18 protein-coding genes are annotated in these 22,115 nt (G+C 49.7%); 10 read left to right on the top strand and 8 right to left on the bottom strand.

The genetic code is table 11. The features are described from left to right. The first annotated feature begins 175 nt into the window (after positions 1-175). Together ACN6MW_RS21425 and ACN6MW_RS21430 are read left to right on the top strand one after the other, a co-directional pair. Complete coding sequence (locus ACN6MW_RS21425) at positions 176-673, top strand: shikimate kinase (protein ID WP_419871979.1); 498 nt, start codon at positions 176-178, stop codon at positions 671-673. Between the two features lie 368 nt (positions 674-1,041). After that, positions 1,042-1,368 (top strand): NIPSNAP family protein, encoded by a 327-nt coding sequence (locus ACN6MW_RS21430; protein WP_419871980.1) that lies wholly within the window; start codon positions 1,042-1,044, stop codon positions 1,366-1,368. 142 nt (positions 1,369-1,510) lie between these two features. Here the strand turns inward: ACN6MW_RS21430 and ACN6MW_RS21435 are convergent, their stop codons facing one another. The 4 genes from ACN6MW_RS21435 to ACN6MW_RS21450 all read right to left on the bottom strand — a co-directional run bounded on the left by ACN6MW_RS21435 (position 1,511) and on the right by ACN6MW_RS21450 (position 5,616). Further along, positions 1,511-2,590 carry a Gfo/Idh/MocA family protein gene (locus tag ACN6MW_RS21435; protein WP_419871981.1) on the bottom strand — a complete coding sequence of 360 codons (1,080 nt, stop codon included), beginning with the start codon at positions 2,588-2,590 and terminating at the stop codon, positions 1,511-1,513. A gap of 33 nt (positions 2,591-2,623) precedes the next feature. Beyond that, a complete protein-coding gene (locus ACN6MW_RS21440; protein ID WP_364143865.1) occupies positions 2,624-3,571 on the bottom strand; it encodes an AraC family transcriptional regulator in 948 nt (315 codons plus the stop codon). A 38-nt stretch (positions 3,572-3,609) separates the two neighbouring features. Beyond that, positions 3,610-4,614: a Gfo/Idh/MocA family protein gene (locus tag ACN6MW_RS21445; RefSeq protein ID WP_419871982.1), complete on the bottom strand. Its 1,005-nt coding sequence runs from the start codon at positions 4,612-4,614 to the stop codon at positions 3,610-3,612. A 144-nt stretch (positions 4,615-4,758) separates the two neighbouring features. Then, positions 4,759-5,616: a helix-turn-helix domain-containing protein gene (locus ACN6MW_RS21450; protein ID WP_419871983.1), complete on the bottom strand. Its 858-nt coding sequence runs from the start codon at positions 5,614-5,616 to the stop codon at positions 4,759-4,761. A 128-nt stretch (positions 5,617-5,744) separates the two neighbouring features. Here ACN6MW_RS21450 and ACN6MW_RS21455 point away from each other — a divergent pair, with 128 nt between their 5' ends. Together ACN6MW_RS21455 and uxaC are read left to right on the top strand one after the other, a co-directional pair. Further along, positions 5,745-7,040, top strand: a complete 1,296-nt coding sequence (locus ACN6MW_RS21455; RefSeq protein ID WP_419876410.1) for a Gfo/Idh/MocA family protein — start codon at positions 5,745-5,747, stop codon at positions 7,038-7,040. A gap of 20 nt (positions 7,041-7,060) precedes the next feature. Continuing rightward, the gene (gene uxaC / locus ACN6MW_RS21460) at positions 7,061-8,467 is read left to right on the top strand and encodes a glucuronate isomerase (protein ID WP_419871984.1); all 1,407 of its coding nucleotides are present in this window, start codon (positions 7,061-7,063) and stop codon (positions 8,465-8,467) included. Between the two features lie 26 nt (positions 8,468-8,493). Here uxaC and ACN6MW_RS21465 read toward each other — a convergent pair whose 3' ends face one another. Beyond that, on the bottom strand, positions 8,494-8,736 hold the full coding sequence (locus tag ACN6MW_RS21465) for a hypothetical protein (RefSeq protein WP_419871985.1): 243 nt from the start codon (positions 8,734-8,736) through the stop codon (positions 8,494-8,496). Between the two features lie 115 nt (positions 8,737-8,851). Between ACN6MW_RS21465 and ACN6MW_RS21470 the strand changes: the two genes are divergently transcribed. Both ACN6MW_RS21470 and ACN6MW_RS21475 read left to right on the top strand, forming a co-directional pair. Next, positions 8,852-9,577: an SDR family oxidoreductase gene (locus ACN6MW_RS21470; protein ID WP_419871986.1), complete on the top strand. Its 726-nt coding sequence runs from the start codon at positions 8,852-8,854 to the stop codon at positions 9,575-9,577. A gap of 406 nt (positions 9,578-9,983) precedes the next feature. Then, positions 9,984-10,997 (top strand): hypothetical protein, encoded by a 1,014-nt coding sequence (locus ACN6MW_RS21475; RefSeq protein ID WP_419871987.1) that lies wholly within the window; start codon positions 9,984-9,986, stop codon positions 10,995-10,997. Positions 10,998-11,052: 55 nt separating this feature from the next. On the opposite strand, the gene ACN6MW_RS21480 is transcribed toward ACN6MW_RS21475, so the two are convergent. After that, on the bottom strand, positions 11,053-12,267 hold the full coding sequence (locus ACN6MW_RS21480) for an aspartate aminotransferase family protein (protein ID WP_419871988.1): 1,215 nt from the start codon (positions 12,265-12,267) through the stop codon (positions 11,053-11,055). 169 nt (positions 12,268-12,436) lie between these two features. Between ACN6MW_RS21480 and ACN6MW_RS21485 the strand changes: the two genes are divergently transcribed. Beyond that, entirely contained in the window at positions 12,437-13,459 is a 1,023-nt protein-coding gene (locus tag ACN6MW_RS21485; protein WP_419871989.1) for a dienelactone hydrolase family protein, read from the top strand. Between the two features lie 107 nt (positions 13,460-13,566). Beyond that, entirely contained in the window at positions 13,567-15,024 is a 1,458-nt protein-coding gene (locus ACN6MW_RS21490) for an alpha-L-fucosidase (protein ID WP_419871990.1), read from the top strand. A 133-nt stretch (positions 15,025-15,157) separates the two neighbouring features. On the opposite strand, the gene ACN6MW_RS21495 is transcribed toward ACN6MW_RS21490, so the two are convergent. Continuing rightward, entirely contained in the window at positions 15,158-16,057 is a 900-nt protein-coding gene (locus ACN6MW_RS21495) for a helix-turn-helix domain-containing protein (RefSeq protein ID WP_419871991.1), read from the bottom strand. A gap of 161 nt (positions 16,058-16,218) precedes the next feature. On the opposite strand from ACN6MW_RS21495, the gene ACN6MW_RS21500 reads away from it, so the two are divergent. Beyond that, positions 16,219-18,351, top strand: a complete 2,133-nt coding sequence (locus tag ACN6MW_RS21500) for a glycoside hydrolase family 52 protein (protein ID WP_419871992.1) — start codon at positions 16,219-16,221, stop codon at positions 18,349-18,351. Positions 18,352-18,902: 551 nt separating this feature from the next. Here the strand turns inward: ACN6MW_RS21500 and ACN6MW_RS21505 are convergent. Beyond that, positions 18,903-19,775: an AraC family transcriptional regulator gene (locus ACN6MW_RS21505; RefSeq protein WP_419871993.1), complete on the bottom strand. Its 873-nt coding sequence runs from the start codon at positions 19,773-19,775 to the stop codon at positions 18,903-18,905. A 136-nt stretch (positions 19,776-19,911) separates the two neighbouring features. Here ACN6MW_RS21505 and ACN6MW_RS21510 point away from each other — a divergent pair, with 136 nt between their 5' ends. Further along, on the top strand, positions 19,912-21,885 hold the full coding sequence (locus tag ACN6MW_RS21510; RefSeq protein WP_419871994.1) for a glycoside hydrolase family 127 protein: 1,974 nt from the start codon (positions 19,912-19,914) through the stop codon (positions 21,883-21,885). Positions 21,886-22,115: the final 230 nt, after the last annotated feature.

A 22,115-nucleotide genomic window follows, 5' to 3' on the forward strand; every position in this document is an offset into this window, starting at 1 on the left:
TCTAGGTACACTTTGTTACGCTAACGGATAAGTACTGGGAATGAAGCAGACTGCCTCGGCAGTCTGCTTTTTCATTGAAGTAACGGACAATATAACGTTATCCTGTGAAGGATATTTATAAGAAATACCGAATGGTTAACGAAACCAATACCAATTAACAAAAGTGAGGAAGAATATGAATATTGTTCTTATAGGTATGTCTGGAGCTGGTAAAAGCACTTTAGGTGTGTTGCTTGCAAAAGCTTTAGGAATGGATTTCGTGGATACAGATATTGTTATACAACAACATGAAGGCAGGTTGTTACAAGAAATAATTGATAATGACGGTATCGAAAAATTTATGGAAATCGAAGAAAAAAATATATCTGAATTGCAACTGAAAAATTGCATTATATCTACAGGTGGAAGTGTTATATATTCAGAAAAAGCTATGAATGTCCTTAAAAAGGGTGGGTTGATTATTTATTTGCATGTCCCATATGAAGAAATTAAAAGGAGAATAAACATAACAACCAGAGGCATTGTAATTAAGAAAGGAAAAAGTCTTAAGGACGTTTACGAGGAAAGAGTTCCGCTATACATTCAATATAGTGATAAAACCCTTGATTGCTCAAATAAGGATATAGAACATTGTGTTAGTGAAATGATAGAAAAAATAAAAGAAAGTGATTGAGATAATTCAGCTAATAGGAACCGATAGTTCAACGACTAAGGCTGCTGGCATTGATTCCACTGGTTGGATCACAAAATAATTATTCTTTTCCCGCCAACATATTTTCTAATATCAGAATTTGTTGACAATCAATATTACGCATCCGAACCGACAGTGACTGAATTACTAGAGAATTATCTTGCAATGCATAAACTAGATTTTATTTTAGTAATGTGATTTGGCTTTCAGGGCTTGCTCTAACCGAAAGTAGATATCATCTTTAAAAAAAGGAAACTTTACCAAGGTTGTCGGATTTTTATTTTATGATACATTATAATAAGTTGATGAAAATAATTCTTATAAAAAAGTGAGGTACAGGAGGCGATATCATGTTGTATGAGCTGCGGATTTATACCATTTATTCTGGCAGAATGGATGCGATTCAAGCGCGATTTAAGGATCATACGCTCACAATATTCGAGAGGCTGGGAATGAAGGTAGTAAATTTTTGGATCGATGGAGAAGGTCGGAGCAAACTATATTATGTGATGGAGTTTTCTGATTTAGCAGAGCGTCAACGGCTATGGGATCAATTTAGACAAGACCCAGAATGGATTCAAGTAAAACGTAACTCTGAAGAGAATGGTGGGCTTATCGTCGAAAAGATTGAGGAGTTCATCATGAAGGATGCTGGCTTTTTCCATCCGGCCCAATAGGACGGGGTTATGCCAATGGCAATGAATTTTCTGCGTAACGAGAAAATTAGTTTAAAAAAGGGCAGCGGCCGCCAGGACTTTATATGTCCAAGCTTCCGCTGCCTTTATTTATTTGTCATTCAAAAACGTGATTGCTTATTTCTTATAGATAGACGGCTTTGCCGGTTTTGGAGGACTCATAAATCGCTTCTAAAATTTGCGAAACAACAAAAGCTTGCTCAGGCGTAACGACAGGATCGGTATCCTCGTCGATAGCTTTCAGCCACATTCTCATTTCGAGATCCGCTTCGCTCTCTGTTTTGCCGTCGTAGAAAGCTACGCCGCCTGCCTTCAAATCGATCTCAGTCGTGTACAAACGGCTGTGTTTCTCGCCATTGATGCGAAGACCGTTCTTCATATCCGCTCCGCCTTCCGTACCGGACAACGTACATTTCGCTTCGTCAACCTCAAGCGTATTGAGCGCCCAGCTGGATTCAAGCACGATTGTAGCACCGTTCTCCATGACGATCATACCGAATGCGGAATCCTCAACCGTGAATTTCGCAGGATCCCAAGGTCCCCATGCGTTTGCCGCATTCTCACGCTGCGAAAGCTTGTGATAGGAAGTGCCCAGCACGACTTTTGGCTTATAGTTGTCAAGCATCCAAAGCGTCAAATCAAGCGCGTGGGTACCGATATCGATAAGCGGTCCGCCGCCTTGTTTCTCTTCATCGAGGAACACGCCCCAAGTCGGTACGGCGCGGCGACGAATCGCATGCGCTTTCGCGTAATAAATGTCTCCAAGCTCGCCTGCTGCGCAAAGCTTCTTCAAATGCTGGCTGTCCGGACGGAAGCGGTTGTTGTAACCAACGGTAAGCTTCTTGCCGCTGCGGCGAGCCGCATCAACCATACGCTGTGCGTCGTGAGCGGTTTTTGCCATCGGCTTTTCACTCATAACATGCTTGCCGGCTTCAAGCGCCGCAATGGAGATATCGGCGTGCGAGTCGTTTGGCGTACAGACATGAACGATTTCAATGGCAGGATCAGTCAACAGCTCTTTGTAATCGGTGTAAACTTTTGCGCCTTCAGCGCCGTACAAGCCGGCAGCTTCAAAAGCGCGGTGCTCGACGATATCGCAAAATGCAACGATTTCAACGTTATCGAGTTTCTTCAAGCTAGGCAAATGCTTGCCGTTTGCAATTCCGCCGCAGCCGATAATAGCAAGTTTATATACTTTAGACATGATAAATTGCCTCCTAATAGTTATAAATTATTGTTATTGCAATTGGGTTTGACGAGCGCTCCTACGGTATTCGGAGGGCGTGACGCCAAATTTTTTGCGAAAGACTGCATGCAGGTAGTTACCGCCGGCAAAGCCTGCGAGCTTCGCGATCTGTTCGACGGATTGCTCGCTTTCCAGCAGCTCCCGGCATACGACCGCTAACCGGATATCCTCGAGTATGCGGCTGAAGGTATGCCCGTGATGAAGCTCCTTAAATAAACGCTGAATATGCCGCGAGCTCAGGTTAAGCTTGTCTGCTACGTCTTCGAGCGTGATGCTGCCGTCGTAGTTCGCGTAAATGTATTCCAAGGCGAGCCGGTAACGGTAAGCCTTCATATCGCGCGTCGGAAACTGCTTTTGTTCGTTCGCCGTGTCATAAGCGCGTACCGCACGCAGCAGAATTTGAATAACGGTCTGCTTGATGGTGGTATAGCTGCCGACAAAATTATCGCTGCATGCCTGATAGGCTTCGAGGAAACGGGGCATCGCTTGATGCAGGTCCGCTGCAGGATAGAGGGGAAGCGAGCGCAGCTTCTCGATGCAATCATGGGCTTCGGCAGCTTCCCAATGGTCGTAAGTATAAGGATCGCCGTTGTTATTCCCGGCATTTCGGTCGATAATATCGACATGCAGACAGAGCTCATCCATCGCTTCAAAGGCATCCGCTTCCTGATAATGCATAACTTCAGGTCCGGTCAAATACAGCATGCCGGGCTTCAGCGCATATTCCTGGTCAACGATAATGACCTTTCCTTTGCCCTGCGGGATGAAATGAAATTCATACTCGGCATGCTTATGGAAGCCTATGACTCTTCCGGGAGGAAATTGCGTTAAATGGAAGCGCAGCACATGGATGTCGTATTGTCCCCACCTGATGCAGAGCTCCAGGCGCTCAAGCGCATCCTGACGTTCATGCATCATTTCGTAAGGAAAGTTAGGCATGCTGATTCCTCCTCGGAGTCACCCAATTCCATTTGGTATTACTTGCTCAGCTCATCAATCCGGACGGCGCGGTGTTCGCGGGCGGAGAGATTTGAAGCCTCCATCAACTTTGTTAAATCACTGGCAAGGCTTACATTTTCATCGGCTGTCGTGTCATTTTCAATATGCTGTACCCATTGGTGAAAAGCACTCTCCCGAGCTGGCGGGATGGCTTGTTCCGTCCACTTCTCGGATGATCCGGCTCCGGAACCGGAAGTGCGAAGCAGAAGCTGGTTCTCGGGCGTACCGTACAGCAGCGTTCCTTCCGTACCATGCACTTCCAGCGTAAACGGTGAATGGTTGTTAACGAAGCCGGCCTCTACGATTCCGATCGCGCCGGAAGCCGCAGTCAAGACCGCTACCGCGTTATCCTCCACTTGTTTGCCGGTGACATAGCCGAAATGAGCCGATACTTCTTTGGGCATTTCGTTCATAAACAGTCTGGTCAAATACATCGGATGGCAACCCAGATCGATTAAAGCGCCGCCGAGGCATTCCTCTAAGCTGTAGAAATGCTCAGGCAGCCAATTGGCGGTTGCTCCGTTATGAGACAGACGAGCGCGTACCAGCGTTATTTTTCCAAGCACGCCTTGCGATAAAATATCCCGGATCGCAAGCGTATAGCCATCGTTTAAACGCGGCAGCGATACCGTTAATTTTACATTATTTTTGGTGACTTCATCCAGTATTATGTTTAATTCCTTCAGGGTAGCCGCAATGACCTTCTCGGTGAAAATATGTTTGCCAGCTTTAGCAGCGGCGACGATTACCTCTTGGTGCCTTGCCGTTGGAGCATCAACGATAACCGCGTCAATATCATCGCGGCTCAGCATTTCGTTCAGATCTTCATAGAACGTAACTCCAAGCTTTTCTGCTGCAGCCTGTCCGCGTTGTGCAATTTCATCCCATACCGCTACGATTTCCGTACCAGGATGCTCCTGGGCCTGCTTCGTATAATCCCATGCGTGCACATGCCAATAACTGATTTTACCAATTCGAATCATCGGTTCATCTCTCCCTGGGCATCTATTAGTGGATCTACATTTCATGTATAAATTTATGACAACAAATATAATTTAACATAGTTCTTCTCTTATTTTTAGTATAATTTAATGACGATATATGTGTGAAATTGCGACATGGATGAATCAAATTCCTTTATACTGCTTCCGATAGCCTCGCGGGGAATCCCGGGTGATTTTTTTGAACGTTTTGCCGAAATGGGAAAAGTTATCGAAGCCGACCGCTGCCGAAATTTCCGTAATGCTGCTATCGGACTCGCGAAGCAGACGCTGCGCTTCTTTGATGCGCGTCAGAATGACGTAGTCGGAGAAAGTAAACCCGGTTACGTCCTTGAACATGCGGCTCAAATAGTAGGGACTGATGAAAAAATGCTCGGCGAGTCCGCCAAGCCGAAGCGGCTCTGCGAAATGAGCGTTAATATGGCGGATGACCTCCGAGATTTTGGCGTGCATCGGCGTCGCATGTTGAATCGGCGCCGGATCATGCTGCTCGATATACCTGGCTGCGGTCAGCAGCAGTCCCGTTAGAGCATATGGCGGGAAAAGCTCGTAGCCTGCAGGCTCCTCCTTTATTTCCGAAACCAATCGCCTCATTAGCTGCTCCAGCGCCAGCTGCTCCTGCCTTGGCAGACGGATGATGTGTGATTGCTGTTTGAACGGGGCTGACAGCAGCTCCGTATGTTTTCCTGCCAAGCCCTGAAGCTTCGCGTCATTGAAATGAAAGATCAGCCTTTCATGGGCGCCGCTGCCGGTTTGCATCGTTTTGTGAAGCTCATGCTTATAAATGAAGACGAGATCGCCTTGCTCAATGGAATAGGAACGATCCTTTATAAAATAAATCCGCTGCCCGGACAGCATATAGTAAATTTCGTAATAGTCATGATAATGGTCATTCTCCATCGTAAAAGGGGCCGAGCGTTTCGTATATTCCACAAACAGCTCAGGTGTGGAGCCGAAGCTGCATATTTCAATTTCATTATTCATAATAGGCGAGCTCCTTACATGAACCGCAAGAAAAGCGGTGTTATGAGAAAATTCAGCATGATATGCAGAGAATTATAGCATTCTCATGCGGTAATATGGAAGCAAGCAATTTTTAGGGAGGAATAATGATAATGACAAAAAAACGTTATGTGCTGGTAGGAAGCGGCGGGAGAGCCGAATTTTTTTACGGAGCGCTTGCAACCGATTTCAGAGAGACATCGGAGCTGCTTGCTTTTTGCGACATCAACCAAACAAGAATGGACTACGCTAACCGCATTTTAGTGGATAAATATAAATATGAGGCCGTAAGAACGTACAAATCAAACGAATTCGACCGGATGATCGAGCAGGAGAAGCCGGATGCGGTTATCGTCACGAGCATGGACCGTACGCATCATACGTACATTATTCGCGCGCTGGAGCTCGGCTGCGATGTCGTGACGGAGAAGCCGATGACGGTCGACGAGAAAAAATGCCAAGACATTTTGGATGCGGTCGAACGGACGGGCCGCAATGTGCGGGTAACATTCAACTACCGGTATGCGCCGCATCATACGAAGGCCAGAGAACTTATCGCGAACGGTACGATCGGCAAAGTGACTTCCGTTCACTTCGAATGGCTGCTGAATACGCAGCATGGCGCCGACTATTTCCGCAGATGGCATCGCAATAAACAAAACAGCGGCGGCTTGCTCGTGCATAAATCGACGCATCACTTCGATCTCGTCAACTTCTGGATCGGGTCGCAGCCGGAGTCCGTATTCGCCTTTGGCGATTTGCTGTTCTACGGACGCGAAAATGCGGAGCAGCGCGGGGAAACGCAATTCTATGAACGCGCGACCGGAAATCCGATTGCCGAGAACGATCCTTTTGCGCTACACTTGGATAAAAATAACCATTTGAAAGCGATGTATCTGGATGCGGAACACGAGGACGGCTACCGCCGCGATCAGAGCGTATTCGGTGACGGCATCAATATCGAAGACACCATGGGCGTGCTTGTCCGTTACAAAAACAACGCCATTCTGACGTATTCGTTAAACGCTTACTTGCCGTGGGAGGGCTACCGCATTGCGTTTAATGGAACGAAGGGACGCCTTGAGATGAATATCGTCGAGCAATCGTACGTCAATTCAGGCGGCAAGAAAGCGGATGAAGGCGCATTGAAGGAGAAAACGATTAAGGTGTTCCCGATGTTTGCTGCGCCTTACGAGGTTGAGGTAGAGGAAGGCGTAGGCGGCCACGGCGGCGGCGATCCTGTGCTGCTGAACGATTTATTCGGCAAGCCGGTGGAGGATCCTTTTAACCGCGCAGCTAATCATATCGACGGAGCCAGATCGATCCTAACGGGCATTGCCGCTAACCGCTCCATTCAAACGGGGCTTGCCGTTCAGATTGACGACCTTGTGAAATTTCACAAATAGTGTTCAGGGGGAAAGCTGAAATGAAGCCATTTATGGACGATAATTTTTTGCTATCTAACGAAACAGCGGTAAGGCTCTATCATGATTTTGCCAAGGATATGCCTATTATTGATTACCACTGCCATCTTAGCCCGCAGCAAATTTTGGAGAATACGAGTTTCGAGAACCTGACGGCGGCGTGGCTCTACGGCGATCACTACAAGTGGCGTGCCCTGCGCGCGAACGGCGTAGAGGAGCGTTTCGTAACAGGCGGAGAAGGAGTAACGGATTACGATCGTTTCGAGGCCTGGGCCAAAACGGTTCCGCAGACGATCGGCAATCCTTTGTATCAATGGTCGCATTTGGAGCTTCGCCGCTATTTTGGCGTAAACGAGCTTATTAACGAAAAGAATGCGGGTGCGATATGGGAGCAGGTCAACGCGAAGCTGGCGACGGGGCAGTTCAAAGCGCGTGATTTGATCAAAATGTCGAACGTAGAGGTCATTTGTACGACGGATGATCCGGTCGATACCCTTGAGTACCATATCGCGATCAAGGAATTAGAGGATTTCAACGTGCAGGTGCTGCCTTCCTTCCGTCCGGACAAAGCGCTTGAAATAAACCGGCCGGCCTTCCGGGATTGGGTAAGCAAGCTTGGCGAAGCGGCTTCCGCCGCGATCGACAGCTATGACGCGCTGCTTGCCGCGCTTGCCGCACGGGTGAAATTTTTCGACGAGGTCGGCTGCAAGGTTTCTGACCACGCGCTTGATTATGTGGCTTATGCGGAGACGACGAAGGCTGAGGCTGCCGCTGTTTTTGCCAAAGCGTTGAACGGGGAAACCGTCACCTTGGAGGAAGAGAAGCAGTATAAAACGCATACGCTGCTCTTCCTGGGGCGCTTATATGCGGAGCGCGGCTGGGCGATGCAGTTCCATATTAACGCCGCAAGAAACAACAGCTCCCGCATGCTTGGCAAGCTTGGACCCGATACCGGCTTCGATTCGATCAATGACAGCGCAGTGGCATATCCGCTTGCCAAACTGCTTGATGCTCTGGATACGGACGATGCGCTGCCAAAAACGATCGTTTATTCGCTAAACGCGAAAGATAACGATGTGCTCGGTTCGATTATCGGCAGCTTCCAAGGCGGCGGTGTGCCGGGTAAGATCCAGCTTGGCTCGGCATGGTGGTTCAACGATACTAAAAATGGCATGCTGGACCAGATGAATGCGCTTGCGAATCTAGGTCTGCTAAGCCGCTTTGTCGGCATGCTGACCGACTCCCGCAGCTTCCTTTCGTACACAAGGCATGAATACTTTAGACGCATACTTTGCAATTTGCTTGGCGAATGGGTAGAAAACGGCGAGGCTCCGCATGATATGGAGCTGCTCGGCGATATGGTTCAAAACATCTCTTACCGCAATGCGAAAGCATACTTCGGATTTTAAGAGGAAAGAAACGTTCTGCAATTCCGCTAGCCCGGCGGAGGCTGCGGAACGTTTTTTGCATCGAGCCGGTAAGCGGCCATTAAATATTTGAGCATTTGGGGTCCGGCGATATTGGCGGCCATTCCGAACAGCTCGGAATGGGCTAATTTTCTGCAAAGTAAATAAAACGCTGTACCGCCGATGAGCTCGAAGGCCAGAAACTCCTTCCATTTCCAAGCGGGTATGACGTAAATTTTAAATTCATTGTTTATTACAGCTCGTGTACGCAAAATGATAGCCCTCCTGCTGATTAGGCGCATTACAACCGTATCTAAGTTATGCGCAAATGCTTATCCATCATGCATAGCGAGCGGCGAATGAATAGTGATCGGAGAAGTGAACGAAATGAAAAAAACAGCTTTTGTAACGGGCACGGATCGCGGGGTTGGTCTCGCCCTTGTGAAGGGCTTGCTGAGGCAGGGCTTTCATGTATTTGCGGGACAATACGCGGATGAAGCGCCGGAGCTTCAAGCACTCAAAGAAGCGCATGCTGATCAGCTTTGTCTGCTACCTCTAGATATCGCGAGCGATGAGAGCGTGGCAAGGGCATTTGAAGCGGCGTCCGGGAAAACGGATCAGCTTGATTTGTTAATCAATAACGGCGCTATCCTCGGCGACATTGGAGCAACCGTGCTGGATCCGCTAAATTATGCGGAGATGATGGACGTCTTTAACGTGAACACGCTGGGCAGCCTGCGGATGAGCCAGACGTTTATGCCGCTGCTTCTGAAGGGCGATTCGAAATTTCTGATCAACATTTCATCGGAGGCTGGAAGCATAGGCGATTGCTACCGGGACAGCTGGTTCGCATACTGCATGTCGAAAGCGGCGCTAAACATGCAGTCCAAGCTGATCCATAACGGAATCAAGAAGCAGGGCGGGCGCGTATTGGTCGTTCATCCGGGCTGGGTGCAAACCTACATGCAGGGTAAGCTTGATGCAGCGGCCGCGTTGACGCCCGAACAGTCGGCAGATGCCATTTTGCGGCTAATTGAGGCGCGGCTGCGGCTTCCGGCAGACGGGGCCGAGTGCGAATATGTAGATTACGCAGGCAATGCGCTTAATTGGTAGAGGTTAAGGCCGGGTTCGACAGCGGGGGAGAATAAGGTTTTTTTACATTTGAAAATATAAATTTTAACCTTATGCGATGCTTATATTTCACAGCGGAGCTAGCTTCTATCGCCAAGGAAGACATCTACCATTTACACGGGGCAGCAGCCTATGAGTTGTTGTAACGGAAGTTGGTATGATGCAATTTTCGAATTGCATCTGCAGGAGGCCTACGCTGCAGTTCGTACAATAGAATGGCGCCAGAACGGCAGCCGATTAGCGACTTCGTACCGATTTGAATGTTCGTTTCATAGGAAACAGCTCTTATCGATGTGCTTGTCGTAAGGAGCATATCAATATGAGAGCCTGGCTATTCTCGCTATTAAGGTGAAGCCATGCAAAAACGAATTTAGGATGGTGGGATAGCATGACGGATTTGCGTCCATTTATTGCCCGTGTGATGAAAACGCTGGAGGCTCATCGTTTCCATGAGGAGAGCCGAGCCTATGCCAGGCATTTAGCGCAGCTTGAGCAGGGAAATACGAATGAGGATGTTTACGGAACGGCAGATGCTGCCATTATTTTATATACGCTAAGTGCAATGCCGCAGCATCCGGCAGAGGAAAAGCTATGGATTGCTGCCCTACAGCAGCACCAGTCGGAAAATACCGGCGTATTCGCAGGGCAAGGCCATAATGAGATACATAGTACGGCGTTTGCGCTATCGGCTTTGGAGCTTTTTGACGGGAAAGCTAGGTTTCCGCTTGTTCAATTCAAAGAGTTGATGGACAAAGAACAAATTGCGCCGTTTCTTGAGAGCCTGGAGTGGCGAGACCAGCCTTGGGGCGAGTCATTAAAAGGTGCCGGCATTTATGCATGCTTGGTTCTGTCGGAATCCGTCGATGAAGCGTGGGAGCGGGAATACTTCGATTGGCTGCTTCAAAACGCTGATCCGCTGACTGGTTTATGGCGCAAAGGTTGCGTAAAGCAAGCTGACGGAAGCCCGGTGAACGCGCCGTTGTTTCACCATATTGCAGGCAGCTTTCATTATTTGTTCAACCTCGCTCATCGAAAGGAGCAAATTCCATATCCGGAGCGTGTGATAGACACCTGCCTGGAGCTGTATCAAAGCGGTGAGCTGGAGCTGCCTGAAGAGGTGTTTTCCTATTTCCATATTGACTGGGTCTATACGATTCTTTGCTGCTTGAAGCAATCGGATTCTTACCGCTCAGAGGAATGCAAGGCCGCCGTAAAAGGCACTTCGCAGCGCTTTATCGAGAAGCTGGCCCAGCTTGGCGCCGAATCGGATGAGCCCTTCGACGACTTGCATTCATTATGCGGAGCGGTATGCAGCTTGGCTGCGATTCAGCAGTTGATCCCGGGGTACATTCAAACCGCTGAACCGCTGCAGCTCGTACTTGACCGCAGACCTTTTATTTGATCCGTGAACGAGCTTTCGCCGCCAAGCACTGCGTCAGCCGTTTATGCTTGAAGCATCAACCCGGCTCCAGCTTTCCGAACGCGTGACGCAGAATGCCCAGCATATCATCGATGTTCTGCTGCGTTACGATTAACGGAGGCACGAGCCGAACCGTAGATGGATTAGGCGAATTAATGAGCAGACCCTCACGCAGGCAAGCCGCGGCCAACAGGGTGGCTGTACCCTCGGGCAAGTCGAACGCAAGCAGCAATCCTTTGCCGCGAATATTCGAAATAGGGAAGCTGCTTGCGAGGGCATGAAGTCCATCTATCAAGTATTGTCCCTGCTTCTTCGCATTTTCGGCTAAATTTCGTTCGAGGAGCTCCTTCAGAACGGCATAGCCGGCAGCCATAGCAAGCGGAGCTCCCGTATAAGTACCGCCTTGATCGCCAGGCTCGAATAAGTCGTATTTGTCCAGCGTGAGCATCGCCGATAACGGAAAGCCGCCGCCGATTCCTTTGCCGAGCGTTATGACATCGGGCTGGATGCCATAATGCTCGTAGGCAAAAAGCTTGCCCGTTCTGCCCATCCCCGTCTGGATTTCATCGAAGATGAGCAGCATGCCGTACATGTCGCAAATTTTACGCAATCCGTATAAATAAGCCTCCGATACGGAATGGACGCCGCCCTCGCCTTGCACAAGCTCGACCATAATGGCGCAGGTTTGATTCGTGACCGCGGCAAAGCAGGCATCGAGGTCGTTGATCGGAACATGCTTGAAGCCATCGATTTTGGGAGCAAAAAGTTCCTTCCACTGCTCTTTGCCGGTAGCCGACATCGTCGCAAGCGTTCGTCCGTGGAAGCTGTTCGTCAACGTAATAATCTCATAAGCTCCGTTTAAGTTGACCGCGCCATGCTTTCTGGCAAGCTTAATCGCGCTCTCGTTCGCTTCGGCGCCGCTGCTGGCGAAGAAGAAGGCTTTATCCATCCCGCTGACGCCGGTAAGCAGATCGGCGAATTCAATCATCGGCCGATTATAGTAGCCGGGGCTGGCGTGCACCAAAGTGGCGGCTTGGCGCGAAAGTGCTTCCTGCAGGACCGCTGGTGAATGACCAAGGCTGGCTACGGCCCAGCCGCCCACAAAATCCAAGTAACGTTTTCCTTCCGTATCCCAAAGATGCATCCCTTCGCCGCGCTCCATCACGATCCCAGGACGACGTGCGGTAAATAAAACCGATTTCTCCGCTTTTTCGAGCAGTGCTGCCGTTAATGATTTTTCCATTTGAATCATGACGAGCCTCCCGGTTATTCAAAGTATTGTATAAATATACAGTAAAGCGAATAAAGATTCAATACAGAATTAAAATCTTCACAAGGTATGTTTACGGCAAACCTTCCAAAACGGTCATTATGATTCGAAATAACATGTAAAAAAATCTAGAGTAGAGGCGGAGCGAAAAATGTGGAATGGGGACGCTTTATTAAATAAGCTTTACAACGAAGCGGTCAATCGGCATCAAACGAGTTCAAAGAGGGAGCTTCGAAACGAGCGCAGACCGAAGCTAAAGGCGGCGCTGCGTGAAGCGATTGGCAACTTTGAGCCTAACTCGGGTTTTGCTCCGCGGCTGCTGGAACGCGTCCAATGCGATGGATATGTCCGCGAGCGGGTGGAGCTTTCGGCTACACCGGCGTTAACCTTTGCTGCTTATGTCCTTATTCCAGATAACGTGAAGGAGCCGCAGCCTGCCGTACTGGCGATTCATGGCCATGGTTATGGCAGCCGTGAGATCGTCGGCTTGCTAAAGGATGGCTCGCCCGATCCGGAAGTGCCAGGCATCCACCAGCATTTTGCCGTGCAGCTCGTGAAGCGGGGAATGGCCGTTATCGCGCCGGACGTCATCGGGTTCGGTGAGCGAAGGCTTCTTGCGGACCTTGCGGTTAATCCAGATACGCCAAGCTCCTGCTACAAACTATCCACACAGCTGATGATGCTCGGAAAAACGCTTACCGGCTTGCGGGTTACCGAGGCTTTAAAGGCCTTTACTTATTTGGCTTCAAGGCCGGAGATCGATGCGGATCGAATAGGGCTCATGGGCTTCTCCGGCGGAGCGTTAATCGGTTATGCAGCTGCCGTGCTGGAGGCGCGGATCAACGCAGCGGTGTTGACCGGCTTTACGAACACGGTTAAAGACAGTATTTTTGCTGTCCATCATTGCATTGATAATTACACGCCGGGCTTGCTTGTACATGCGGAGCTGCCAGAGTTAATCGGTCTTCTAGCGCCGCGCCCGTTATTTCTCGAATCGGGCGAGCGTGATCCGATATTTCCGGTTGCTGGCTTTCGTAAGGCTGCAGCTGAAATCCAGGAGATTTATGAAGCAGAGGGTGCCGGCGAAAAGCTCGCAACGGACATTTTTCCGGGCAAGCACGAAATTAGCGGACGGCTGGCTTACGACTGGCTGAAGCGGACGTTAACCTCGTAATAAGGTTACTTTTGTCCAAGAGATAGATAATTTTCTGCATGTCTATGAAATGCCTTCATCGCTAGAATGAACATAGGTAGTTCAATGCGAGAGAGGATGATAGCTTCATGGGAGCAGATACATATTTGAAGACGATCGAAGATACGATTAAAAACGGGAGATTCAAGGATAATTGGGATTCGCTCAGCGGATTTGAGGCTCCCTCTTGGTATGAGAAGGCGAAATTCGGTATTTTCATTCACTGGGGCGTCTATTCCGTACCCGCATTCAAGAGCGAATGGTACCCGAGGAATATGTATATCCAGGACTCGGAGGAATACAAGCATCATCTCGCCGTCTATGGAGAGCACAAAGATTTTGGCTATAAGGATTTTATTCCGATGTTTAAAGCGGAGAAATTCAATGCTGACGAATGGGCTGCGCTTTTCCGGCAAGCAGGCGCCAAATACATTATGCCGGTTGCGGAGCATCATGACGGGTTTCAAATGTACAAAAGCGGCATCTCTCCTTTCAATGCCTATGAAATGGGGCCAAAGCGCGATTTAATTGGTGAAATGAAAGAAGCTTTCGAGAAGCAGGATATGACGTTTTGTGTTTCTTCGCACCGGGCGGAGCATTGGTTTTTCTTATCGCATGGCAAAGAATTTGATTCCGACATCAAAGAGCCGCTCGTACGCGGCGACTTCTACTGGCCTTCGATGCCGGAGCCTGACCATCACGACCTGTACGGTTCTCCTCCGAATCAGACCTATTTGGAGGATTGGCTGATCCGATGCTGCGAGCTTGTGGATCAATATCAACCGAAAGTATTTTATTTTGACTGGTGGATTCAAACGGAAGCCTTTAAGCCTTATCTCAAAAAATTCGCAGCGTATTATTACAACCGGGCGATGGAGTGGGGCGAAGAAGTAGCGATCAACTATAAGCATGACGCATTTCATTTCGGTACCGCCGTCCCGGATATTGAGAGAGGACAGTTCGCGGAACTAAAGCCGTATTTTTGGCAGACCGACACTGCGGTGGCAAAAAACTCATGGTGCTACACGCCGAACAATGATTATAAAACATCGAATGAAATCATCCGGGATTTAGTTGATATCGTGAGCAAAAACGGCAGTCTGCTGCTGAATGTCGGCCCCAAAGCCGACGGATCGATTCCCGATGAGGATAAGCAGATTCTTCTTGAAATCGGCCAGTGGTTGAAGGTGAACGGAGAGGCCGTCTACGATTCGACTTTCTGGCGCATCTTTGGCGAAGGGCCGACGGAGATCGAGGAGGGCCAATTTACGGATGGGAAATCTAAAGTATTTACGAGTGAAGACATACGGTTCACCGTGAAGGGCGGCACTCTTTATGCGACCCTTCTGGTTTATCCCGAAAACGGAGTGGTCGCAATCAAGGCCCTCAAAGAAAAATCAATCCATTTCCAAGGTATTATCGAGGAAATTAATGTTCTAGGGTTTGACGAAAAACCGGCATGGGAGAGAACGGAAGAAGCCTTGATTATTCAAACACGGCATGTTCAAAGCTCGGCACCGGTCGTATTCAGCATCAAAATCAATTAACGGTTGATCATTAAATTCCCTCCGTCTTAAAACAAACAAGGGACGCAAGCTTCGGCTTGCGTCCCTTGTTTGTTTTATAAGAACCGCTTGCCGCAGTGTAAGGCATCAAGCGTTTAAGCCCAAGGAATTGGAGTTATTTCGTCAGCTTGCGGAAGGCTGTCGGGGACAGATTCATCCATCGCTTGAATTGCTTGCTGAATTGCGAGACGTCATGATATCCGAGCTGATAGGCGATATCCTCGACGGTGAGCTCCGAATTGATCAGCAGCAGCTTCGCTTGGCGTACAATCAGGCCCGTTAAATATTGCCGCGGCGACATGCCGTAAACTCGCTGGAAAACCCGTTTGCAATAAGCGGGACTATAGCCGAGACGGGCGGCCATTTTTTCAATACCGATTCGCTCCTCAGGCAGGCGTTCCGAGATAGAGGCGCTCCGCAGCTCCCGTTCTATCGTTGCGGCGAGCGACACTTCATTCTCGGAGGCTTCTTTTCCATGCAGCTCGCCGTTGCCTTCGTCCATGGTCCAATTCGTTAGGGCGGACAGCATGAGGAAGGTATCGCTCAGAAAAGCGAGCTTGTCCCTCTGCAGGCCCGTTTGGGCATATTGCAGCGAACGTATTAACCGCTCCAGCGTGCTTCTGATGCCGGCAGACGAAGGATTTCCGGTAGGCAGCAGCGTCGTCTGCATGCTCATCAAGCTTCTGCGGAGCGTCAAATCGTCGATATCAAAATGCAGACAGAAGTAAGTCATTGTCTCATTGCCGGAAGAGCCTTCGCTTCTGTGCTTGACGCTGGGCGGAATGAACAAGATATCCCCTTCATGCTGCAAAAAGGATGAGTTCTCCGCAAACATGGTCTGCTCTCCGTCCAAGACCATATTGAGCTCGAACATGGTGTGATAATGCTCGGGATAGCTCCACTGCCCGTTAACGGTACGCTTATGCGCCGCAACGATTTGAAAGGCAAACTGCAAATCGGGCGTCATCAGCTCCTGAATGCTGTTTTCCCGGCCGAAGGGTAGATGGTTTTTCATCGCGTATTCCTCGCTTTATAGGATGAGTTCAGTATAACATACCGTTAACCTGCGGCATGGTGACGTTTTGTACAAATAAAGGCCTGTTATGACCCTGTTGGCGCCCGTAAAACGACCTTAAGATGGGAAGAGATACAACCTATGAAGGAGATGAATTTACCTTGGCAAAAAATCGGTTTTTTAACGCGCATCATTCCCCGATCGGTGCCTTTTCCAGCTTTACGCTCGGATTTCCCGGAGCTTCGGGAGGCTTTGACATCGAACTGGCTAAACCGCCGAAGGAGAATATATATATTGGCCTGGAACGTATGGACGGGACCGGCTATGACACGCTGCCGTTCCATGATGTGCAGGGAGAAGATGAGAGCAAACGCTACGATATTGAGAATCCCGATCCGAGTCCCGACAAGCCAAAGCTGCTTCATCCGCTGGCGCAGCAGGACATCCAGCGTGATTTCCAACTGACGACGGATACATGGAAGTCGGGCGATTTGTCATTCCGGATTTATTCGCAGGTACGCTCGGTACCGGACCCGGCCTCGGCCTCGGATGGGGAGCTTAAGGACACGCTTCTCCCAGCCGTTTTCGCGGAGCTGACCGTAGACAATTCGCGTTCGGACCGCAAACGCAGGGCGTTTTTCGGTTTTCAGGGAAGTGATCCCTACCAAGCGATGCGGCGAATGGATGATACCTGCGGCAGACCGGGCATTGGGCAGGGACGCCAGCTAGCGATCGTGACGGATGAGCAAACGGCGGCGTCTGCGCAGCATTTTACGCTGGAGGATATTTTGGGCGCGTCTTTGAAAGAAAACTGGACCTTCGGCCTCGGGGCGGTATGCTCGCTTATCTTGGACACGGAACCTGGGGAAATGAAAACATACCGGTTCGCGATTTGCTTCTATAGAGCCGGATATGTCACGACAGGGATTGACGCTTCCTACTTTTATACGCGTTACTTCCCGAATGTCGAGGCGGTCGCTGAATATGCGCTGACCCATTTTGACAGGCTGACCGGGGAGGCAGTGCGAGCTGGCGCATTGGCAGAACAGGACAACCTGTCAGACGACCAAAAATTCATGCTTATCCACTCCATTCGCAGCTATTACGGCAATACGCAGCTTCTGGATTACGAAGGGAAACCGTTCTGGATCGTCAATGAAGGCGAATACCGCATGATGAATACGTTCGATTTGACCGTGGACCAGCTTTTCTATGAACTTAAAATGAATCCCTGGACAGTCAGGAATGAGCTCGACATGTTCGTGAAACGTTACAGCTACGAGGATACGCTGCGCAAGCCGGGCAGTGACGAGGTATATCCGGGCGGCATCAGCTTTACCCATGACATGGGCGTTGCGAATGCGGTATCCCGTCCAGGCTTCTCTTCCTATGAGCTGTACGGCCTTGACGGCTGTTTCTCTCATATGACGCATGAGCAGCTGACAAATTGGGTGCTTTGCGGCGCGGCCTATTACGAGAAAACGGCAGACCGCGAATGGCTTGGCGCGAACCTTGAAATATTCGAGAAATGCTTAAGCAGCATGCTTAACCGGGATGATTCCAATCCAGACAGCCGCAACGGCATTATGGGTCTAGACAGCTCGCGGACGATGGGCGGCGCGGAAATTACGACTTACGACAGTTTGGACGTATCTCTGGGCCAATCACGGAACAACATTTATTTAGCAGGAAAAAACTGGGCGGCTTACGTGGCGATGGAGCGGATATTCCAGGAAAACGAACGGGTTTCGCTGGCAGAGACTGCAGGAAAGCAAGCGGACAAAAGCGCAGCCACCATTGTCAGCCATGTCACAAGCGAAGGCTATATACCGGCGGTCATTGGCGAAAATAACGATTCCAAAATCATTCCGGCCATCGAAGGGCTTATTTTTCCTTACGTGACGGGGAACCTTGCCGCGCTTGAGCCGGAAGGACGTTTTGGCGCCTACTTGAAGGCTCTAAACACGCATTTGCGGTATGTATTGAAACCGGGCATTTGCTTGTTTGAGGATGGAGGCTGGAAGCTGTCCTCTACGAGCAATAACAGCTGGCTCAGCAAAATTTACTTGTGCCAATTCGTGGCGCGCGAGCTGCTCGGCATCGCATGGGAGGAGACCGGACGGCAAGCCGATGAGGCTCATGTCGGGTGGCTGACGCATCCCGAGCTTTCGATTTGGAGCTGGAGCGACCAAATTATTTCCGGGCGCATTACCGGCAGCAAATATTATCCTCGCGGCGTAACCTCGATTTTGTGGCTCGAGGAAGGGGCTAATAAAGCGAAGCTGCAGCAATAAACGGCTGTTCCATTCATATTACAGGGCATCCTCTCGGCTTATTCAGCGGGCTGAGGATGCCCTGTTTTTTCATGGCGATTAAACCACCAAAGCTGCCGTGGCCTAGCTGATTAAACCTATCGTTGCTTTCAAACAAAGCGATAATCGCGTCAATCAGAATTCCCGCCATGATCCGCTTGCCGGCAATGTTGTGCAGGTTATTCCGCTATTCCGCAAATGAATGGCCTTGATGCGATAATCGTGTACTTTGTGCAGCAGAAAGCCGGGATTGTACTTATTTTTGCAGGCTGCGCTGTAAAAAATACAGCAGAAACGGCCTCCGTCAGGCGAGAAGTGCCGCATATAAGATCATCTGTTGTAATAACTGCAATGTAGAGGTGGAGCAGCCGGTAAATGAGTGGTTCTGCTGCAGTAACTACACTGTAGCCAGACCAGATTGGATATAAGTTTAGGGCAAATAAGCAGAAGGGAGAAAACAGCCTGATGGCTGCTGGTAGAGGAGCAGACTGGCGTGCTAACGGATAGCCAGCCTACGCGATCGCTCGAAAGCTTCAACTCATATACTGCTTGCGAAACTTAGTCGGCGGCATTCCGATCTGCCGCGTGAAACAGTTAGAGAAGTAAGGGACATTCTCAAAGCCGACATGCAGCGCGATTTGGGCCACGGGCCATTCCGTCTTAAGCAGGAGCAGCTTCGCCTGCTCGAGCCGGTATTTGGATAAGTAGTCAATCGGCGTCATGCCGTATACCTGCTTCATGCAGCGGGTGATGTAGTTGTAGTGAAAATTCAGCGCGTCTGCCATCGTTTGGCTTGTTATTTCCGCGCGATAATTGTTTTTGATATACGCCTCCGCTTTTTCTGCCAAAGTGACGGAAGGGCTTGTATAGCTGTCGTTTTGACGTAAATCCATCATGCGGAGCAGCTCCTCGAAGGTCTGCTGCTGCGTCCAGAAGGCGCTGGATTGACGTTCCGCGCCCGCTTTGTTCAGCGTACGCATAAGCCGGTAAGCCTGCTCGGGATAAGGGAGCGTCCAAGTTTTTTGAAGATGGAGGGAATAGGGCGCAGTGAGAAAACGATTATAATGCTGGTCATGGCTGATGCTGGCATGGTCGAGCTCCGATTGCTGCCATTCTCCTACCGGCAGAAAATGAACCCAATAAAAAACGGTCTTCCCTTCGGACGGCTTAACGGAATAATGGGGACGGTCAGGCAGCAAAACCAGGGATTGCCCTGCCGTCAACTCCCATTTGCGTTCTTCCTCTCCAATAAAGAGACAGCCGCTTTCCACGATAATGAGATCAAATACGCCCAGATGCCTGCGGCTGGGATGCTGGTCTCCGCGCTTATGAACCGTAACGCCGCTTTCGAGGTAGTAGGGAAGCGGGGGCGCCGCGAAATAGATATGCTCCGATGCTTCTGTCATCGTAATCCACTCTCCGAGTTTGTGTGATATTTTATAAGAAATAGGTTATTTGTGTTTGTATTTATGTTCTATTCTAACGCATAAAATAGGAAACAGCAGTATGAAATTGAATAAATGCTGGAGAGGTGCGATACGAATGGGACAAGCAGTTAGCAAGGTACATGCGAAGCCGGTATCATTAAAGAAAGTTAAAATTACAGATGATTTCTGGAATTATTATATTAATTTGGTGAGGGATGTTGTTGTTCCTTATCAGTGGGATGCGATAAACGACCGGGTTGAGGGAGCAGAGCGAAGCGGCGCGGTAAGCAACTTTAAAATTGCGGCAGGGCTTGAAGAAGGCGAGTTTTACGGCTATGTTTTCCAGGATACCGACGTAGCTAAATGGCTAGAGGCGGTAGCTTACCTGCTTGAAACGAAGCCTGACGCCGCATTGGAGCAGGTTGCCGACGAGATGATCGAGATTATCGGCAAGGCGCAGCAGCCAAGCGGTTATTTGAATACGTTTTTTACCATTAAGGAACCGGATAAAAAATGGACGAATTTAACGGAATGCCATGAGCTTTATTCGGCGGGACATATGATTGAAGCAGGCGTTGCTTACTATCGTGCGACCGGCAAGCGTAATCTACTCGATATCGTATGCCGGATCGCGGATGATATCGCCGTAGTGTTCGGTGACGGCCCGGGCCAAATCGCTGGTTACGACGGTCACCAGGAAGTCGAGCTTGCGCTTGTTAAGCTGTATGAAGCAACAGGCGAACGCAAATATCTGGAGCTGAGCAGCTACTTCATTGACAAGCGCGGACAGCAGCCTAGCTTTTTCGAGGCAGAAGCTGACCGCAGAGGAAGAACGACGCATTGGAGCAACAATAAGATTCATATTGATCCGGAATATTTTCAAGCGCATTTGCCAGTACGCGAGCAGGAAGCGGCCGCCGGCCACGCGGTACGCGTAGTTTACATGCTTGCAGGCATGGCAGACGTTGCGCGGGAAACGGGCGACGAATCCTTGATGAACGCTTGCCGCAAGCTTTGGGACAACATTGCTTCCAAGCAAATGTACATCACGGGCGGCATCGGCTCGATGGCGCAGGGCGAGGCATTCTCTTTTGATTACGATTTGCCGAATGATACGGTATATTCGGAAACCTGCGCTTCGATCGGCCTTATTTTCTTCGCGCACAGAATGCTGCAGCTGGAGCCAAGCAGCAAATATGCCGATGTCATGGAACGCGCTTTGTATAATACGGTGCTTGCGGGGATGTCGCGCGACGGCAGGCATTTCTTCTATGTCAATCCGCTGGAAGTAATGCCGGATGTATGCGAAGGGAAAAATAAAAACTTCAACCATGTAAAGCCTGTCCGCCAAGAATGGTTCGGCTGCGCATGCTGCCCTCCGAATATTGCCCGTTTACTGGCATCGCTGGGCGAGTACTTGTATTCCGTAAAGGAGAACACCATTTACTCGCATCTCTATATCGGCGGAGAAATGGAGCTGTCCTTGGGAGCTGCAAAGGTTAAGCTTAATCAGCAATCATCGATGCCGTGGGAGGGCTCGGCGCGCTTCGAGGTTACTTTGGAGCAGCCTGCAGCCTTTACGCTGGCGCTTCGCATACCGGATTGGTCAGCGAATACATCTGTTCTCGTAAACGGAGAAGCCTATGCGATTGCGGATAAAACCGTTGACGGCTACGCTCGCATCGAACGGCAGTGGGTGTCAGGCGATATTGTCGAGCTCACGCTGGAATCGCCTATTTTACGTGTAAGAAGCAATCCTCTCGTGAAGCAAAACGCCGGTAAAGTTGCTTTGCAGCGCGGCCCGCTCGTGTATTGCGTAGAGGAAGCCGACAATGGACAACAGCTTCAGCAGCTGCTTCTGCCGCAGGATGCCAAGCTTGCAGCTTCTTACGAAAAAGAGCTGATCGGCGGCATTCAAGTGATCAAGGCGGAAGGGTTGAAGCTGCAATTCGAGCAATGGGGAAGCCAGCTATACCGCTCGGACGCCGATGCTGCTCTCAAGCCGGCCAGCCTTACTTTTATTCCGTATTACGCATGGGCGAACCGCGGCAAAGGCGAAATGGCCGTTTGGGTGAAGGAACGCTTGTAGCATCGTGGAACGGCCTGCAGGTATGCAGCCAAAATAATAAGCTAAAATGCGGCGATCGCTTACCGGAATCTATCCGGGGCGGTCGCTTTTTTTTGTTCCCAAGCCGCTTTGCGCCAAAAGGATGTTGTAAACAACTTTAGTTTTTAGGGTTGACACTATACTTTTTGCATTGTGCCGTTTCTTTATTGAACATAAAATTTAAATATCAGAGCGAAATTTACTTTAAAATA

The organism is Pristimantibacillus sp. PTI5, from assembly GCF_048572955.1.
Classification (GTDB): Bacteria; Bacillota; Bacilli; order Paenibacillales; family Paenibacillaceae; genus Pristimantibacillus.

Bases quoted from the DNA above. Each gene is read 5' to 3' on its own strand.
- ACN6MW_RS21495 (WP_419871991.1), bottom strand. From the start codon at position 16,057: ATGAAAAACCATCTACCCTTCGGCCGGGAAAACAGCATTCAGGAGCTG.
- ACN6MW_RS21435 (WP_419871981.1), bottom strand. From the start codon at position 2,590: ATGTCTAAAGTATATAAACTTGCTATTATCGGCTGCGGCGGAATTGCA.
- ACN6MW_RS21425 (WP_419871979.1), top strand. From the start codon at position 176: ATGAATATTGTTCTTATAGGTATGTCTGGAGCTGGTAAAAGCACTTTA.
- ACN6MW_RS21505 (WP_419871993.1), bottom strand. From the start codon at position 19,775: ATGACAGAAGCATCGGAGCATATCTATTTCGCGGCGCCCCCGCTTCCC.
- ACN6MW_RS21450 (WP_419871983.1), bottom strand. From the start codon at position 5,616: ATGAATAATGAAATTGAAATATGCAGCTTCGGCTCCACACCTGAGCTG.
- ACN6MW_RS21485 (WP_419871989.1), top strand. From the start codon at position 12,437: ATGTGGAATGGGGACGCTTTATTAAATAAGCTTTACAACGAAGCGGTC.
- ACN6MW_RS21475 (WP_419871987.1), top strand. From the start codon at position 9,984: ATGACGGATTTGCGTCCATTTATTGCCCGTGTGATGAAAACGCTGGAG.
- ACN6MW_RS21480 (WP_419871988.1), bottom strand. From the start codon at position 12,267: ATGATTCAAATGGAAAAATCATTAACGGCAGCACTGCTCGAAAAAGCG.
- ACN6MW_RS21470 (WP_419871986.1), top strand. From the start codon at position 8,852: ATGAAAAAAACAGCTTTTGTAACGGGCACGGATCGCGGGGTTGGTCTC.
- ACN6MW_RS21430 (WP_419871980.1), top strand. From the start codon at position 1,042: ATGTTGTATGAGCTGCGGATTTATACCATTTATTCTGGCAGAATGGAT.
- uxaC (WP_419871984.1), top strand. From the start codon at position 7,061: ATGAAGCCATTTATGGACGATAATTTTTTGCTATCTAACGAAACAGCG.
- ACN6MW_RS21510 (WP_419871994.1), top strand. From the start codon at position 19,912: ATGGGACAAGCAGTTAGCAAGGTACATGCGAAGCCGGTATCATTAAAG.
- ACN6MW_RS21445 (WP_419871982.1), bottom strand. From the start codon at position 4,614: ATGATTCGAATTGGTAAAATCAGTTATTGGCATGTGCACGCATGGGAT.
- ACN6MW_RS21490 (WP_419871990.1), top strand. From the start codon at position 13,567: ATGGGAGCAGATACATATTTGAAGACGATCGAAGATACGATTAAAAAC.
- ACN6MW_RS21440 (WP_364143865.1), bottom strand. From the start codon at position 3,571: ATGCCTAACTTTCCTTACGAAATGATGCATGAACGTCAGGATGCGCTT.